This is a genomic window from Planococcus sp. A6, assembly GCF_028823615.1.
Taxonomy (GTDB): Bacteria; Bacillota; Bacilli; order Bacillales_A; family Planococcaceae; genus Planococcus.
The window spans coordinates 1-15930 of sequence record NZ_JAPEHT010000075.1; the positions used below are offsets into that span (position 1 = coordinate 1).

Here is a 15930-nt window from a genome sequence, read left to right on the forward strand (position 1 = left end):
AGCCGACGTATGTAAGTGTGTCATCGATGATCGAGCTGATCGCCGATTGAGTTGCAACTACACCTTCTAAACCTTTTGATGATGTCATGTAAATCTCTCCTTCTACATTCTACTTCATCATTCCAAAAAAAAAGACAGAATAATGAGCCATCTGCTTTCATGCACTTTTTCCGTAAATGGACTTACCTAGTCATTATAATCAACTTTGTACAATTTGTGAATGAAAACGCTTGGTAAAATTTAAAAACGATTGCCTGATAATGAATGAACCCGGAATTATCCTACGATAATCCGGGTATTTTTCATCTTCTTCTGAAGCATCCGATAGACGAGAGGCTTGTAAAGCTTTTGCGTCGGGGTGAATAATAAGCTGAACCCGACCGCATCTGAAATAAATCCAGGCGTCAGCAGCAATGTGCCGCCGACTAGGATAAAGGCTGCGCCAATCAGGCGGTCGCCCGGCGGCTGCATCTGGTTCATGCTCGATTGGATATCACGGATTGCTTTCAGCCCTTGGCGTTTTGCCAAGATAGCCCCTAGCAATCCAGTCGTCACAATCAAGGCGAGTGTCCAGAAGAATCCAATCTGCCCGCCTGCCCAGATCAAAATCGCAAGCTCAAGAGTCGGTACGATCACCAATGCCAGAAAGATCCACTTCATCATAGTCAATCGACCTCCAAACTTTCTTTACTTATACGCTTGCATGCCCGTGATAAATAACGCCTGCATCTGCATCAATCGTGATGTCTTGGCCTGATTCCACTTTCGTCACTGCATCTTTGACACCGACGATCACAGGAATTCCAAGGCTTAACCCCACTACTGCAGCATGGCTTGTCAAACCGCCTTCTTCTGTCACGATTCCTGCACAATTATTGATGGCGTCCATCATGTCGCGGTCAGTACCGTAAGTGACGATGATTTTGCCTTCGGTGTCCATTGCCAATGCTTCTTCAGCATTGCGCACAACAACTGCTTCGCCGAAGCCAACGCTCTTGCCGATGCCTTGCCCTTTCGCCAAGATGTCGCCGATGACGCGCAGTTTCATTAAGTTAGTTGTTCCTGCTTCACCAACTGGCACGCCCGCTGTGATGATAACCAGGTCGCCGTGCTTGATCAAGCCGTGCTTAAGCGCTTCTACTACTGCGACATCGAGCATTTCATCTGTCGATTCAACGCGTGTTCCGACAATCGGCTGGACGCCCCAGATCAAAGTCAGTTTGCGCGCAGTCCGTGCAGTTGATGTCACTGCAATGACCGGCGAACCTGGACGGTATTTGGAAATCATTTTAGCCGTATGGCCGCTCTCGGTCGGCGCCAAAATTGCCTGCACGCGCAAGTTAAGCGCTGTGTATGCAACTGCTTGGCCGATCGCTTCGGTCATATTCGATTCTTTTTCTTTGCGGCGGTTGGAAACGATTTGTTTATGGTCAAGTGCAGCTTCCGTTGTCTCTGCAATGCGGTGCATCGTTTCGACTGATTCTACCGGATAAAGCCCTGCTGCCGTTTCGCCTGATAGCATGATGGCGTCCGTGCCATCAAAGATAGCATTCGCGACATCGCTCGCTTCTGCGCGAGTCGGTCGCGGGTTGCGCTGCATGGAATCCAGCATTTGAGTCGCCGTGATAACCGGCTTCCCTGCACTATTGCATTTGTTTATCATCGATTTTTGAACAATCGGCACTTCTTCTGCAGGAATTTCTACACCAAGATCTCCACGTGCAACCATCAGGCCGTCTGAAACCATGATGATTTCATCCAAGTTATCGACGCCTTCCTGGTTTTCAATCTTCGGAATGATCTGGATATGCGATCCGCCATTTTTCTCCAGCAAGCTACGAATTTCCATAACATCCGAACGTCTGCGGACAAATGATGCAGCGACAAAGTCGACATCCTGTTCAATGCCGAATAGAAGATCGGCCGCGTCTTTTTCAGTGATTCCTGGCAATTGTACGGATACGCCTGGAACGTTAACGCCTTTTTTCGTTTTCAATGTACCGGCATTTTCAACGATCGTATGAATCTGGCCGCGTTCTTTATCGATGCCTGTAACGCGCAATTCGATCAAACCATCATCTAGTAAAATCATCGAGCCTTCATGGACATCTTCAATCAATTTTTCATAAGTGATCGAAAACATTTCTTTCGTGCCTAGCACTTCTGTCATGGAAATCGTGATTTCCTGGTTTGTTTCAAGTTCGATGGAATCGTTTTCCATTTTATGGGTTCTGATTTCCGGGCCTTTTGTATCCAAAAGAATCCCTACTGTAATGCCGGTCTTCTCTGAAGCTTCGCGGATGCGCTTGATGCGCAAAGCATGCTCCTCGTGGTCGCCGTGCGAGAAGTTCAGGCGGGCAACGTTCATGCCCGCTTTCATCAATTGTTCTAATACTTCCGGTGATTCACTTGCCGGCCCGATTGTGCAGACGATTTTCGTTTTTCTCAATAGACTCACTCCAATTAACTGTTTAAATTGATAGTTCTTTAGAAAGCTTGTACAAACTCATATCGGCATCGTGCTCTTTTTCGAACGCCGTTGTCATATCATAGTCTACCACCTGATGATTTTTCATGCCAATCGCCAGGCCGCCTTTTCCTTCGAGCAGCACTTCTACTGCACGTGCGCCGAATAGGCTGCCGAGCACACGGTCGCGGGCAGTAGGCGTACCACCGCGCTGAATATGGCCAAGAACCGAAACGCGCGTTTCTACATTCGTCTTGCCCGAAATCAGCTCAGCCAGCTCCCCGCCGCTCATAACGCCTTCTGCGACGATGATGATGCTGTGTTTCTTGCCGCGCTTGCGTCCGCTTTCGAGCCGTTCAAGCATATCGTCGATGTCAAACGGGTCTTCAGGAATGAGGATGGTTTCGGCACCGCCGGCAAGCCCAGCCCATAAAGCAAGATCGCCTGCGTCTCTACCCATCACTTCAATGATGAATGTCCGCTCATGGCTTGTCGCCGTGTCGCGAATCTTATCGATCGCTTCGATGACGGTATTCAATGCCGTGTCAAAACCGATTGTATAATCCGTCCCGGGGATATCATTATCGATCGTTCCCGGAACCCCGATACTTGGAAAACCTTTTTTCGTTAACGCCATCGCCCCGCGGTATGAACCGTCTCCGCCGATGACCACTAAACCTTCAAGGCCATTTTTCTTCATCTGTTCAATTGCTTTCCATTGCCCTTCATCTGTCCGGAATTCGTCACAACGAGCAGAATAAAGCTTCGTGCCACCACGCTGGATGATATCGCCGACATCTCCTGCTTGCAAGTCTTTAATATTGCCTTCAATCAAGCCTTGGTAGCCATAATAGACGCCAGCCACTTCGATGCCATGGTAAATGCCTTTCCGGACGACTGCGCGTACTGCTGCATTCATCCCCGGCGAATCGCCACCGCCTCCTGCACTTCCTTTTTACTTTATTCACCTTACCACGCAGGGCCTGTGCTGTCAGTCCATAACTCCTGTTTAGCATGCGTTTTTTATTGAATTCCGAAAAACAAAAAGACCGCTTTACGCGGCCTGATTTTTATTCCGTGAAAACACCGATTGCCCTGAATTTCTCATAGCGCTGCGAAATCAATTGCTCTGCGCTCAAATCTTCCAATTCCTTCAATGAATAACGGATGGCGCCGCTGATCAATTGTGCCTGGCGGGCGGTGTCGTGATGAGCGCCGCCGCGTACTTCGGGAATCATATGCTCGATGATGCCCATCTCCAAAAGGTCAGGCGCAGTGATTTTCATGGCTTCAGCTGCAGTTTTCGCAAGTGCCGCATCTTTCCATAGAATCGATGCCGCTCCTTCAGGAGAAATGACCGAGAATGTCGAATTTTCGAGCATCAGGATCTGATTGCCGACGCCAAGCGCGAGCGCTCCGCCGCTTCCGCCTTCGCCAATGACGATCGACAGCACCGGTACTTCAAGACCGGCCATCTCCACGAGGTTACGGGCAATCGCTTCGCTTTGCCCGCGTTCTTCTGCAGCTCTTCCCGGATAAGCGCCTTTTGTATCGATTAGGCAAATGACCGGGCGGCCGAATTTTTCCGCCTGTTTCATCAAACGCAACGCTTTCCGGTAACCTTCAGGATGCGGCATGCCGAAATTGCGGCGGACGTTTTCTTTTGTGTCCTTGCCGCGCTGATGGCCGATGATCGTCACCGGTTGCCCTTCAAAACTCCCGATGCCGCCGATGATCGCCTCATCATCCCCGTAAACACGGTCCCCATGCAGTTCGATAAAGTCCTTGAAGACGAGCGGCAAATAATCCAAAGTCGTCGGGCGTTCCGGATGGCGCGCCACTTGAACCCGGTCCCACGGTTTCATGTTCTCATAGATTTCTTCCTCGAGTTTGGCAAAACGCTCTTCCAAAGAAGTGATTTCGGAACTGAGATCGACATCCGCCGTTTTGGTGTATTCCTTCAACTCGGAAATCTTTTTTCTCAATTCAATCAAAGGTTCTTCAAACGCCATCGTTTTCATTTTCTTTTTAGGCATCGGATCCAGCTCCTTTCACGTGCAATTGCACAATAGTCGACAGCGTCTCGCGCATTTTAGAGCGATGCACGACCGCATCGAGCTGGCCATGGTCAAGTAAAAATTCTGCCGTCTGGAAGTCTTCCGGCAACTTCTCGCGCACGGTCTGTTCGATGACGCGGCGCCCCGCAAAGCCGATTAAAGCTTTTGGTTCCGCCAGGTTGATGTCACCAACAGAAGCAAAGCTGGCAGATACGCCGCCAGTCGTCGGATGTGTCAAGATCGATACGAACAACAACCCTTCATTCGAATGGCGTTTTAACGCGACACTTGTTTTCGCCATCTGCATGAGCGACAACACGCCTTCTTGCATGCGCGCTCCACCGCTTGCTGTAAAGATCAAAAATGGCACTTTCAATTTAGTGGCCAACTCGACAGCACGCGTGATTTTCTCGCCGACTACTGAGCCCATCGAGCCCATGCGGAAATGCGAATCCATTACGGCCACGACCACTTGCTGGCCTTTGAGCGAACCGGTCCCTGTGAGAACCGCTTCATTCAAACCGGTTTTTTCGCTATCAGCTTGGACTTTTTCGCTGTATCCCGGGAAATTCAACGGGTTTTCGGATTTCAAATGATCGTCTACCGAATCGAAGCTTGAATCATCTAATAAGTGGACGATTCGTTCGCGGGCCGTCATCTTGAAATGATGGTCGCATTTCGGGCATACTTTGCCCAAATTCTCCAATTCCTTCGTCAAGGTGATGTGCTTGCAATTCGGGCATTTCGTCATCAAGCCTTCCGGCACGTCTTTTGCCGCTTTAGAAGGGATGGTCGCTTCTTTTTCATCTCGTTTTCGCTTGAATATATCGCGTATCATTGCCATTGTGCATTCTCTCCTTTGATTAAGACGCTGCTCCAGGCTTTAAAATCCCGGATGGCCGTTTCGGCATCCTGCTGCTCGATTGCATGTAGGATGTTTTTCAGCAAGGGTCTCTCTTCCGGCATGACTTCGCCGTCATAAGGGTTGCCCCCGTATTGCTTTAATAAGAACCAAATTTTTAGCGAAAGGCGGTTGCCGGACAGCACCATCAATTCGCGGACAAAGTCTTCCCTTATGAATTCATGCCCATCCAGCCGCTCGCGTAAACTTTCCCATACTGGAAGTTTGGAGGCATCGCTTGCGCAGATGGCCTGGATTGCCGCGGTTTCGTGTATGCACATTGTTTCCCGCACATCTTCCAAGGTTTTTGTGTCCTGCAATATGAAGGTCGCCAGCAATTCTACGAGCCGGTGTTTTCTTGGATCGGCTAAAAATGTCCCTTCCCCTCGACGGGTTTCGATGAGCCCCAGCAACTCCAGGCTGCGGAGGGCCTCGCGAATCGTCGAACGGCCGACCGCCAACTTTTCAGCTAACTCTCTTTCGGAAGGGATCCGGTCGCCCGGTCGAATATTCTGTTCCCGAATCATGTCCCGCATTTCACTTACAATATTTAAATAGCGTTTAGGCTGATTCATGAAAACTCCTTTTGTTTCCATTTTTTTGAAAGTGGTCTGACCACTAATCTTTCTATACCTTACAAAAAATTTCGGCTGCCGTAAAGAAAAAACTGCATTTCTTTTTAAGAAATGCAGTTCCTTGTCGATTCTCTTATATGAAACTAGCTTATTGCGCTGCTTTACAAAATGGTTTTGCAGATGATTGTCGTCTTGCCTTGGCGGGTTTCAGCGGTTCCTTGGATTTCGAGCAAGGCATCTTTATCAAGCACTTCATTGTATTGCGCATACTCTTTAGGGAACAGCGTAACCGATGCCACGCCGGTTTCATCCTGCAAGGTGACAAACGCCATCGCATCGCCTTTTTTCGTGCGGATGCGCCGTACGTCTTCTACCAACCCGAGCACTTCCACACGCTCGCGGTCTTTTTTCTTCGGCAGGTCATTGAGCGCAGTGTAAGCTTTGTTGCGCTGCTCTTTTTCCCGTTCGACAGGATGCGTGCTCAAATAAAAGCCGAGTGCTTCTTTTTCAAAGTCGAGCTTGAGCCCGTCCGGCATCGGTTCAGCTTTGGTGTATTTCGGTTTCATGAAGCTAGATCCCATGTCATCGAACAAGCCCGGGTCTTCAGTCGGCTTGACCAGTTCCGCGTGCTTGATCGCACTATCAAGCGACGCGAGTAGCACGGCACGGTCTTTTCCGAGCACGTCCAATGCCCCCGCTTTGATAAGCGGCTCGAAAGCTTTGCGGGTGAAATGAACCGCCGATATCCGTTCGGCGATATTGAACAAGCTTTGGAAAACGCCGTCCTTTCTCGCCGCGAGAATGGCTTTAACGGCCGTACCGGGGACGCCTTTCACAGCGCTTAGCCCCGTGCGCACCTGTTGTTCTTCCGATGAAAAGCCGTAGCGGCTCTTCGCGATGCATGGCGCGGCGAGCTGGATTCCGCGTTCTTTCATTTCGCGCATGAACTGTGCCGTTTTTTCATTATTCCCTTGGCTATTCGATAACAAAGCGGCATAGAACTGCACGGGACAATGGGCTTTCATATAAGCCAGTTGATAGGAAATCATACTGTAGGCGACTGCGTGGCTTTTCGGGAACCCGTAATCGGCAAAACGCACGATCAAGTCATAGACGTCTCCCGCTTCTTTTGCGGTATAGCCTTTTGCGGTGGCGCCGCCGACGAAATGCTCTCGCTCTTCATCAAGGATCTGGCGATTTTTTTTACTGACGGCACGGCGCAATAGATCGGCTTCACCTAAGCTGAAGCCCGCCATCTCGGCAGCGATTTTCATGATCTGCTCCTGGTAGACGATGACGCCGTAGGTTTCCGATAAAATCGGCTCCAGCACTGGATGGATATAGGACACCGCTTCTTCGCCGTGCTTGCGGCGTGCGTAAAGTGGGATGAATTCCATCGGGCCTGGGCGGTACAAGGCATTGACCGCGACAATATCGCCGAATGCGCTCGGTTTGATGAGCATTAACGCGCGCCGCATGCCTGGCGACTCCAGCTGGAAAATCCCAGCTGTATCGCCCTTCGCTAATAAACGGTAAGTTTCTTTATCGTCGAGCGTCAAACTTCGGTAATCAATCGTCACATGCCGGTCGCGTTTCAGCATATGTGCCATGTTTTCCAGAATCGTCAAATTGCGCAATCCGAGAAAGTCCATTTTCAATAAGCCGATCGCTTCAAGTTCCTGCATCGGCCATTGGGTAATGAAAATATCGTCATTGCCTTTTTCAATCGGGACATACTCCACTAACGGGCCTGGACTCAAAATGACGCCAGCTGCGTGAATCGAAGAATTCCGTGGCAGGCCTTCCAGCTTCAGCGCCGTCTTGAACCAACGTTCACGGGCTTCATTGCCGATGATCCAATCCTCCAGCGCTTTAGATTCGCGAAGCGCTTCGCGCAAAGTGATGCCCGGCCGGCTCGGGATGAGTTTGGAGATCTTGTCGAGCTCTTCGGCTTCAAAACCGAATACCCTCGCCGTGTCTCTCGCGACCGCTTTTGTGGATAAAGTGCCGAATGTGATGATTTGTGCAGTCTGCAAGGCGCCGTATTTTTTCGCGACGTATTCAACGACTTCGTGGCGTCGGTGGTCTGCGAAGTCAATATCGATATCCGGCAAAGTGACGCGCTCCGGATTCAGGAAGCGCTCGAATAACAATCCATGGGCGAGTGGGTCGACATCCGTAATGCGCAGCGCGAAGGCCACGAGCGAACCGGCAGAGGATCCACGGCCCGGGCCGGTCAGGATGCCCCTGTTTCTTGCATAAGCCATGAAATCGGAAACGATGAGGAAATAATCGATATAGCCCATAGCCGAAATGACGCCAAGTTCGTAATCGAGCCTGTCCGAATAGCTTTGTACCAATTTGCCGACGCGTTCCTCCAGCCCCTTCAAACAAAGCGTACGGATGAGCTCGTTTTTGTCGCTACCTTCCTTCACAGGATATTTCGGCAGCAATTGGCGGTTCAATGGGATGGTGACACGGCAATTCATCAGCAGCGCACGGCTTTGTTCCAGCCATTCAGGTTGATCTGAAAACCACTCCGATAATTGTGCTTGCGTCGGCACGAATGCCGCTGAATGTTCAGGCTTCGGGCGTTCAGGGTCGCTTAACTTGAAGCCGCCCCCGATTGACTTCGCCACTTCATAGGCAAACGCATCTTCTTGCTTCACGTAACGGCATTCATGGCTCGCCATGAATTTGAGGTTGAATGTCGAGCAGAATTCGATAAATGCTTCTTCAGTCTCCTGTACGGTTCCGCCAGGCCGCTCGATGCTGGCGAATAAGCGCTCGCCGAATAACCCTGACAGCGTGCCGAGCGCTTCGCTGCGGTCTGTCAGCACCCACGCCGCATTGTCAGGAATCACGCATACCAGGCCTTCCTGATAAGCTGCCAGCCATTTTTGAGGGATGGCTTCCACATCACGAGTCGATAAGGCACTCGTCAGTTTCAATAACATCTGGTAGCCGGTGTTGTTCTGCGCATATAGCACCACAGGAAGCGCGGTGCCGTCAAAGTCGACGGGCACGGAAAGGCCGAGCACCCCGTGGATGCCGGCCTTTTTGCAGGCGTCCCAAAATGGCAGGACCCCGTATAATTTGGAATTGACTAAAGCTGCTGCATCAGCGCCTTGTTCGGCGAGAACTGTAAACAGTTCTTCGAGGCGAATCGTGCTTTGCAGCGGATCAGCCGCCGTTACGATATGCGGGTAGACCATTCTAACACCTTCTTTCCTTATGCCTTCGCGCAAATTTCCTCCAGGCGAAGGATGACCCGGTAAGCGACTGCGCCAGATGCCATCGGATGTCCGCCGCCCCCGAATTCTTTTGCGAGCGTATTGATGACCGGCCCTTTTGAACGCAGGCGGACACGTATTTCAGTATCTTCTTCTATTAAAATGACCCAAGCTTTGATGCCTTTGACATTGCCTAGTGAACCGACCAGCAAAGACGTATCTGTCGGGGTCACATCGAATTTCGCCAAAATGTCCTGTGTGATTTTCACAAAAGCTGCGCCGTTTTCATCCATTTGGAAATTTTGGTACATATATCCTTGTAAATGAAGCAATTTGCGATCCATCTCGTACATGCCGTTATGGAGCTCGTTGCGGTCAAAATCATATTTGATCAGTTCGCCTGCCACGTCGAAAGTTTTTTGTGTTGTGCTCGGGAATAGAAAGCGCCCCGTATCTCCTATGATTCCTGCATAGAGCAGTCTGGCACCGGCATCAGGCATGGTCCAACCTTCATCCGCTTGCCCATAGGTAAACAGTTCAAAAATCATTTCAGAAGATGAACTGGCTTTCGTATCAACTTGGCAAATATCCCCATAATCGTCATCGTTCGGATGATGGTCGATTTTCACCAATTTCGTCCCGCTATGATAGCGCTGATCGTCGATTCGGTCGGTATTTGCGGTATCCGTGACAATGACCAATGCGCCTTCGAAATCAGCATCTTCGACCACATCGGGAAGATCGAGAAAATCCATCGTGTAATCGTGCTCTCCTGCCGCAAGCACGCGCTTGTTTGGGTAGTTGTGGCTCAATATGTATTTCAGGCCGATTTGGGATCCGTATGCATCCGGGTCCGGACGCACATGGCGGTGGATGATGATCGTATCGAATTGTTTAATTGTGTCGATGATTTGACTATACATTGCTTCAATCCTCCAGTGGACAGGGAAATCCATTCGCATTTTCTGATCATCCCCATTACAATGGAAATAGATTTGCATAACAGGAGGTTCCCCATGCTCATATTCGTATTTTTGATTATCATTTCTGCCGTATTCTATTTATACTATAAAACGAAACAGATTCGTACACGACTGCCGGTGCGCAAAAACTGGTATGCCAGCCGTGCGCAGATTGCACTTGGCAGCTTTATCACCTTTTTCGGCATCAACCAGCTGTTCATTTTTCAAACTGTCGTTACTTATATCATTGCCGGCATCTTTATCGTTCTTGGCTTGGCGCTGATTGTCCATAATTTCAAGGCGAACCGTCATTACCAAGCATTTCTCGATGAAGAAACCCGCCTGAACCCATGAAACAGCCCCTCCCTTGCGGAGAGGTTGTTTTTTTGATTATTGCACGCCAAAGACCTCTACCTTGTCAAGACAGCGCTCATTAACGGTCGAGCAATTGGAAGGTCAGCATCGCTTTGCCGATCACTTGCTGTTCGTACAACACTTCGACATCGACTTTCGCTGATTTGCGGCTAATATCCAGGATTGTCGGCCGAATAAGCAATGCCGCGTCCAACTGCACCGGTTTCAGAAAATAGACGGTAATGTTTTCCAGCACGCTGTCTTTGCGGTTTTTTGTCTTGAGTGCCGTTGCCGCTGCTTCTGTCAGCACCATCGTGTAAGCTCCGTATGACAGCGAGCCATACGCATTGGTCATTTGGGGAGTGACGCGGAATTCCAGGCTGAGCTCGTCTCCCTGCACCAGGTTCAATTGGCTTTTGATGATGTCGTCGATGGTTTCCCCTTGTTGTGGCTGGCGTTGTGCTGTTTGGATCGCTTTCAACACATCCTGCCGGCTGATGATGCCCATCAAATTATGATGGTCGTCGGTGATCGGCAGCAAGTCGATACCTTCCCAGATCATCCGGTGCCCTGCTGCTGCGACGCTCGTCTGGAGCGACACGGTGATGGGGTCTTTAGTCATCACTTTATCGATCGTTTCCGTATCCGCTGCACCGATGACATCCCGCGAAGTGACGATCCCGACCAGCCTGCCGTTGCTGTCGACGACTGGAAATCCGCCATGCGTCGTTTCATTGTTCAGTTCGTTATAGCGGCGGATTGGATCTTTGACGTGCAGAAAATGCGTATTTTCAAGCGGGATCAAAATGTCTTCAATGAGCAGGATCTCTTTTTTGATCAATTGGTCGTAAATCGCCCGGTTGATCATCGTTGCTACCGTAAAGGTATCGTAGCTGGTGGAAATGACAGGCAATTCCAGTTCATCAGCAAGTTTCTTCACTTGCTCAGAGGCATCAAATCCCCCAGTCACGAGTACCGCCGCCCCTGCTTGAAGGGCATATTCATGGGCTTTGTAGCGGTTTCCGACAATGAGTAAATTGCCTGCTTCCGTATAACGCATCATGTCTTCGAGTTGCATTGCCCCGATGACGAATTTGTTCAGTGATTTATGGAGCCCAGCCCGCCCGCCGAGCACTTGGCCGTCGACGACTTTGACGATTTCCGCATACGTCAGCCGTTCGATATTCTCTTTTTTCTTGCGCTCGATGCGGATGGTCCCGACCCGTTCGATCGTCGAGACCAGCCGCTTGTTTTCCGCTTCTTTAATGGCCCGGTAAGCGGTGCCTTCTGATACTTGAAGCTCCTTGGCAATCCGGCGAACGGAGATTTTCTCTCCCACAGCCAAAGTCTCGATATAGTCCAAAATCTGTTCGTGTTTCGTTGCCATTGTTTCACCAATCTTTCTGCTATCCTCTATCCCTTAGTTTATCATAATCCGAATGGAAGTCGACAATCCGGCGGCAGCCTTTAAAAGCTAGGCTTGGCTCGAGGCAATCAAAAAACAGGCAAGGGGGATCGTTGTCCTCCCTTGCCTGTTTTCTGTTAAAGGAATTTATAAATCGATGCTGTCTCCAGGCTCCATGATCTTGACTTCCGCCTGCTTGACCGCCTGCTTGAATTGTTCCGGGTCCTGCTTGATCGGCGGGAAGGTGTTGTAGTGGATTGGCACCGCCGTCTTCGGATTAATGAGTTCTACTGCGTAAGCTGCATCTTCGGGGCCCATCGTGAAGAAATCGCCAATCGGGACGAACGCCAAGTCGATCGAGTGGCGCTTGCCGATGATTTCCATGTCGCCGAACACTTCGGTATCCCCAGCATGATACACCGTCTTTCCTTCCGCTTCAAAGAGAATTCCAGCTGGCATGCCGCCGTAGATGACTTCACCGTCTTCTGCCGTATAGGAGGAGCTATGGAACGCTTTCGTGAATTTCACTTTACCGAACTCGAACTCTTTGGCGCCGCCAAGGTTCATGCCGACTGCATCCAAGCCTTGCCCGCTCAGGTAATTCGCCAGTTCGACCGGCGCCACAACGACTGCACCACTTGATTTTGCGATGTCCACAGTATCGCCGACATGGTCGTTATGCGCATGCGTCAACAGAATTGCGTCCGGCTTTTCCTCACTTGCCGACAGATCCGTCAATTCGTTTCCGGTAATGAATGGATCGATGAGTACCGTTTTGCCACCGGTTTGAATTTTCACAACCGAATGACCGTGATATGAGATTTTCATGATATCCCTCCAATAGTGTTTTGGCTCCTTGCTTTCTGCTGTTTTATACCCTGATTTTTGATATGCTACACATGAAGGGGAGGAATACATATGAACAAATTGACCAATTTGCAAAGTTTTTTGAAACAGCAGCAACTCGATGCGGCGCTCATTACCGACCCGCACAATGTTTTCTATTTAACCGGCTTTAATAGCGACCCGAAAGAGCGCCTGCTCGCCGTCATGGTGTTTGCTGAGGCAGAACCGTTCCTCATCTGTCCAGCAATGGAAGCGCCTGATGCAAAAGCGGCGGGCTGGAAGGGCGAAATTGCGGGACACGCCGATACACAAGACGCGATGCAGGTGTTATACGAAACGGCAGCCAAACGCGATCAGCCGATGGAGCGCATCGCTATCGAGAAAGCCCATATGAACGTCGAGCGTTATGACGCGGTCAACCATTATTTCCAGTCGCCAGAAATCCAGTCGATCGATGCCCAGATGAATGCCATGCGCGTCATCAAGGACGAAGCCGAACTCGACATCTTGCGCCACGCTGCATCGCTTGCGGATTATGCCATCGAAGTCGCTGCTGATGTGATGCAAGAAGGCATGACGGAAATCGAGCTGATGACCGAAATCGAAAATGCATTGAAAAAACGCGGCATTACCCACATGTCGTTCGACACCACCGTGCTGACAGGGCCAAAAGCCGCTTCTCCACACGGCAAAACAGGTCAACGCAAAATTGAACGCGGCGATCTCGTGCTAATGGACCTCGGCGTCATTTATGAGGGTTATTGCTCAGACATCACCCGGACACTGGCTTTCGGTGAACCGAGCGAACAAGCGAAAGAAGTATACGATATCGTCAAACGTGCTGAACAAGCGGCACTTGATGCGGTGCGCCCTGGCGTTACAGCGGCTGAGCTTGACAGGATTGCCCGCAAGACCATCGAAGACGCAGGCTACGGGGACTATTTCACACACCGCCTCGGCCACGGCCTTGGGATTTCCGTCCACGAATTCCCATCGATCCACGGAGGCAACGATATGCCGCTTGAGGCGGGCATGGTGTTTACGATCGAACCCGGCATTTATGTCACGGACCAAGTCGGCGTGCGCATCGAAGATGACCTGGTCGTCACCGAAGACGGCTACGAAGTGCTGACCAAATACCCGAAAGAATTGACGATTATCAACCGCTAATGAAAAAAGAGCTGGCCCGAAAATCCATCTAGAGGATTTTTCTGGGACAGCTCTTTTGCATTATTATTGCAGCAATTCGTCGACTGATTTGTATTCAAGGCCTTGATCGTCAGCTACGGCTTTGTACGTAACATGACCATCCATCGTGTTGACTCCCTTTTTCAATGCTTCGTTGTCGAGCACTGCTTGCTTGAACCCTTTATTGGCGATTTGCACTGCGTAAGGGACCGTTACATTCGTCAAGCCGATTGTCGATGTGCGCGGAACTGCACCTGGCATATTCGCAACGGCATAATGAACGACGTCATGTTTTACATAAGTCGGTGCATCGTGAGTGGTGATGCGGTCGCTTGTCTCGAAGATGCCGCCTTGATCGATCGCAATATCCACTACGACAGAACCTGGCTTCATCGATTTGATCATGTCTTCAGTGATCAATTTCGGTGCTTTCGCTCCCGGAATCAATACCGCTCCGATGACCAGATCCGAATTTTTAACCGATTGCGCGATGTTAAGCGGATTAGAAACCAATGTTTGCACATCTTTGCCGAACAAGTCGTCCAGTTGGCGCAAGCGTTCAGGGTTCAAGTCAAGGATCGTTACATCAGCGCCCATCCCGATCGCCACTTTCGCAGCGTTCGTTCCAGCGACGCCACCGCCGACAATCGTCACTTTACCGCGTGAAACGCCAGGGATGCCGCCGAGCAGGATACCCCCGCCGCCGTGAATTTTCTCAAGGAACTGCGCACCGATCTGTGTTGACATGCGGCCTGCTACTTCGCTCATCGGCGTAAGGAGCGGCAAGGAGTTATTCGGAAGTTGAACTGTTTCATAAGCCACGCCCGTCACTTTCGACTTGAGCAATGCATTCGTCAAGTCCACTTCCGGCGCCAAATGCAAGTATGTGAAAAGCACTTGGCCTTCACGGAAATGCTTGTACTCGCTAGCTACAGGCTCTTTGACTTTCATGACCATGTCCTGTGCCCACGCTTGGTCAGCATCGGCGACGATGACAGCGCCGGCTGCTTCATAATCGGCATCCGTAAAACCCGACCCAAGCCCTGCACCGGATTGGATGAAAACTTCATGGCCGAAAAGTGCCAAGTTCACTACTCCCGCCGGTGTCATTGCCACACGGTTTTCATTGTTCTTAACTTCTGTAGGTACCCCAATACGCATTACGAAACCCTCCATTATATAGTGTCTGAAATAATAAAATGAACCAAACTATCAGTATTTGAAACCACATCCATTCTAACAGATTCTCTTTGATATTGCTCTATTAATTTGTCTTTTCAGAAGATAATTTTTGCTATGTCAAAACCTTGCATAATCCCGTTTTCAAGAAGAACGAAAGATATTTCAAAATAGTGAATGAAAAGGAAATAACAAATAAATCAATAAATTTCAATCTTAAAGAAGGAACAATTTGCCTATCCCTCGAAAGTTACAGTATAGACAAAGGAGGAATGTACAGATGACATTAAAGTATAATCAAATCATGGTGGCTGTGGATGGATCGAAAGAAGCGGAATGGGCTTTTAAAAAGTCCATCGGCATCGCAACACGGAACCACGCGACGTTGAATTTGGTGAACGTGATCGATACCCGCTCATTCGCCGCAATCGAAGCTTATGACCGTTCAATTGCTGACCGTGCACAGAAATTCGCCGAAGACTTACTTGGGGACTATAAAAAAGAAGCCGAAGCCGGCGGTGTTGAAAAGGTCAATATCGTGGTCGACTACGGTTCTCCTAAAACGATGATTCCCCGTGAGCTTGCGGAACGAGTCGAAGCCGACTTGATCATCTGTGGCGCGACCGGTTTGAATGCAGTCGAACGCTTTCTCATCGGCAGCGTGTCCGAGCATATCGTCCGCTCAGCTAAATGCGACGTGCTTGTGGTCCGTACAGACGAAGCACAAAGCGATGCACCAGACGATTATTATTCGGAAGAACGT

General features: G+C 50.0%; 13 protein-coding genes and 1 pseudogene. 3 read left to right on the forward strand and 11 right to left on the reverse strand.

From position 1 onward, the window contains the following. Positions 1 to 276: 276 nt before the first annotated feature. The 8 genes and pseudogenes from ON064_RS11835 to ON064_RS11870 all read right to left on the reverse strand — a co-directional run bounded on the left by ON064_RS11835 (position 277) and on the right by ON064_RS11870 (position 10156). On the reverse strand, positions 277 to 663 hold the full coding sequence (locus tag ON064_RS11835; RefSeq protein WP_274624930.1) for an FxsA family protein: 387 nt from the start codon (positions 661 to 663) through the stop codon (positions 277 to 279). 28 nt (positions 664 to 691) lie between these two features. Then, on the reverse strand, positions 692 to 2449 hold the full coding sequence (gene pyk / locus ON064_RS11840; RefSeq protein ID WP_274624931.1) for a pyruvate kinase: 1758 nt from the start codon (positions 2447 to 2449) through the stop codon (positions 692 to 694). Between the two features lie 22 nt (positions 2450 to 2471). Further along, a pseudogene (gene pfkA, locus ON064_RS11845) lies at positions 2472 to 3419 on the reverse strand (6-phosphofructokinase); the annotation flags it as partial. 118 nt (positions 3420 to 3537) lie between these two features. Next, positions 3538 to 4503 carry an acetyl-CoA carboxylase carboxyl transferase subunit alpha gene (gene accA / locus ON064_RS11850; RefSeq protein ID WP_274624932.1) on the reverse strand — a complete coding sequence of 322 codons (966 nt, stop codon included), beginning with the start codon at positions 4501 to 4503 and terminating at the stop codon, positions 3538 to 3540. Next, the gene (accD, locus tag ON064_RS11855; protein ID WP_274624933.1) at positions 4496 to 5368 is read right to left on the reverse strand and encodes an acetyl-CoA carboxylase, carboxyltransferase subunit beta; all 873 of its coding nucleotides are present in this window, start codon (positions 5366 to 5368) and stop codon (positions 4496 to 4498) included. Before accD ends, accA begins: the two co-directional genes overlap by 8 nt. Next, on the reverse strand, positions 5359 to 6000 hold the full coding sequence (locus tag ON064_RS11860) for a FadR/GntR family transcriptional regulator (RefSeq protein WP_121301125.1): 642 nt from the start codon (positions 5998 to 6000) through the stop codon (positions 5359 to 5361). Before ON064_RS11860 ends, accD begins: the two co-directional genes overlap by 10 nt. A 161-nt stretch (positions 6001 to 6161) precedes the next feature. Beyond that, entirely contained in the window at positions 6162 to 9215 is a 3054-nt protein-coding gene (dnaE, locus tag ON064_RS11865) for a DNA polymerase III subunit alpha (protein WP_274624934.1), read from the reverse strand. 17 nt (positions 9216 to 9232) lie between these two features. Then, positions 9233 to 10156, reverse strand: coding sequence for a DHH family phosphoesterase (locus tag ON064_RS11870; RefSeq protein WP_274624935.1), 924 nt, complete (start codon positions 10154 to 10156; stop codon positions 9233 to 9235). A gap of 93 nt (positions 10157 to 10249) precedes the next feature. Here ON064_RS11870 and ON064_RS11875 point away from each other — a divergent pair, with 93 nt between their 5' ends. Beyond that, complete coding sequence (locus ON064_RS11875) at positions 10250 to 10549, forward strand: YtpI family protein (RefSeq protein WP_121301128.1); 300 nt, start codon at positions 10250 to 10252, stop codon at positions 10547 to 10549. 79 nt (positions 10550 to 10628) lie between these two features. On the opposite strand, the gene ON064_RS11880 is transcribed toward ON064_RS11875, so the two are convergent. Together ON064_RS11880 and ON064_RS11885 are read right to left on the reverse strand one after the other, a co-directional pair. Beyond that, the gene (locus ON064_RS11880; protein WP_274624936.1) at positions 10629 to 11936 is read right to left on the reverse strand and encodes a DRTGG domain-containing protein; all 1308 of its coding nucleotides are present in this window, start codon (positions 11934 to 11936) and stop codon (positions 10629 to 10631) included. Positions 11937 to 12101: 165 nt separating this feature from the next. Then, the gene (locus ON064_RS11885; protein ID WP_274624937.1) at positions 12102 to 12782 is read right to left on the reverse strand and encodes a metal-dependent hydrolase; all 681 of its coding nucleotides are present in this window, start codon (positions 12780 to 12782) and stop codon (positions 12102 to 12104) included. Between the two features lie 90 nt (positions 12783 to 12872). On the opposite strand from ON064_RS11885, the gene ON064_RS11890 reads away from it, so the two are divergent. Next, complete coding sequence (locus ON064_RS11890; protein ID WP_274624938.1) at positions 12873 to 13970, forward strand: M24 family metallopeptidase; 1098 nt, start codon at positions 12873 to 12875, stop codon at positions 13968 to 13970. A gap of 63 nt (positions 13971 to 14033) precedes the next feature. Here ON064_RS11890 and ald read toward each other — a convergent pair whose 3' ends face one another. Next, the gene (gene ald, locus ON064_RS11895) at positions 14034 to 15149 is read right to left on the reverse strand and encodes an alanine dehydrogenase (protein ID WP_274624939.1); all 1116 of its coding nucleotides are present in this window, start codon (positions 15147 to 15149) and stop codon (positions 14034 to 14036) included. Between the two features lie 298 nt (positions 15150 to 15447). Between ald and ON064_RS11900 the strand changes: the two genes are divergently transcribed. Further along, positions 15448 to 15930: universal stress protein (locus ON064_RS11900; RefSeq protein ID WP_274624940.1), on the forward strand; the 483-nt coding region annotated here is incomplete at its 3' end.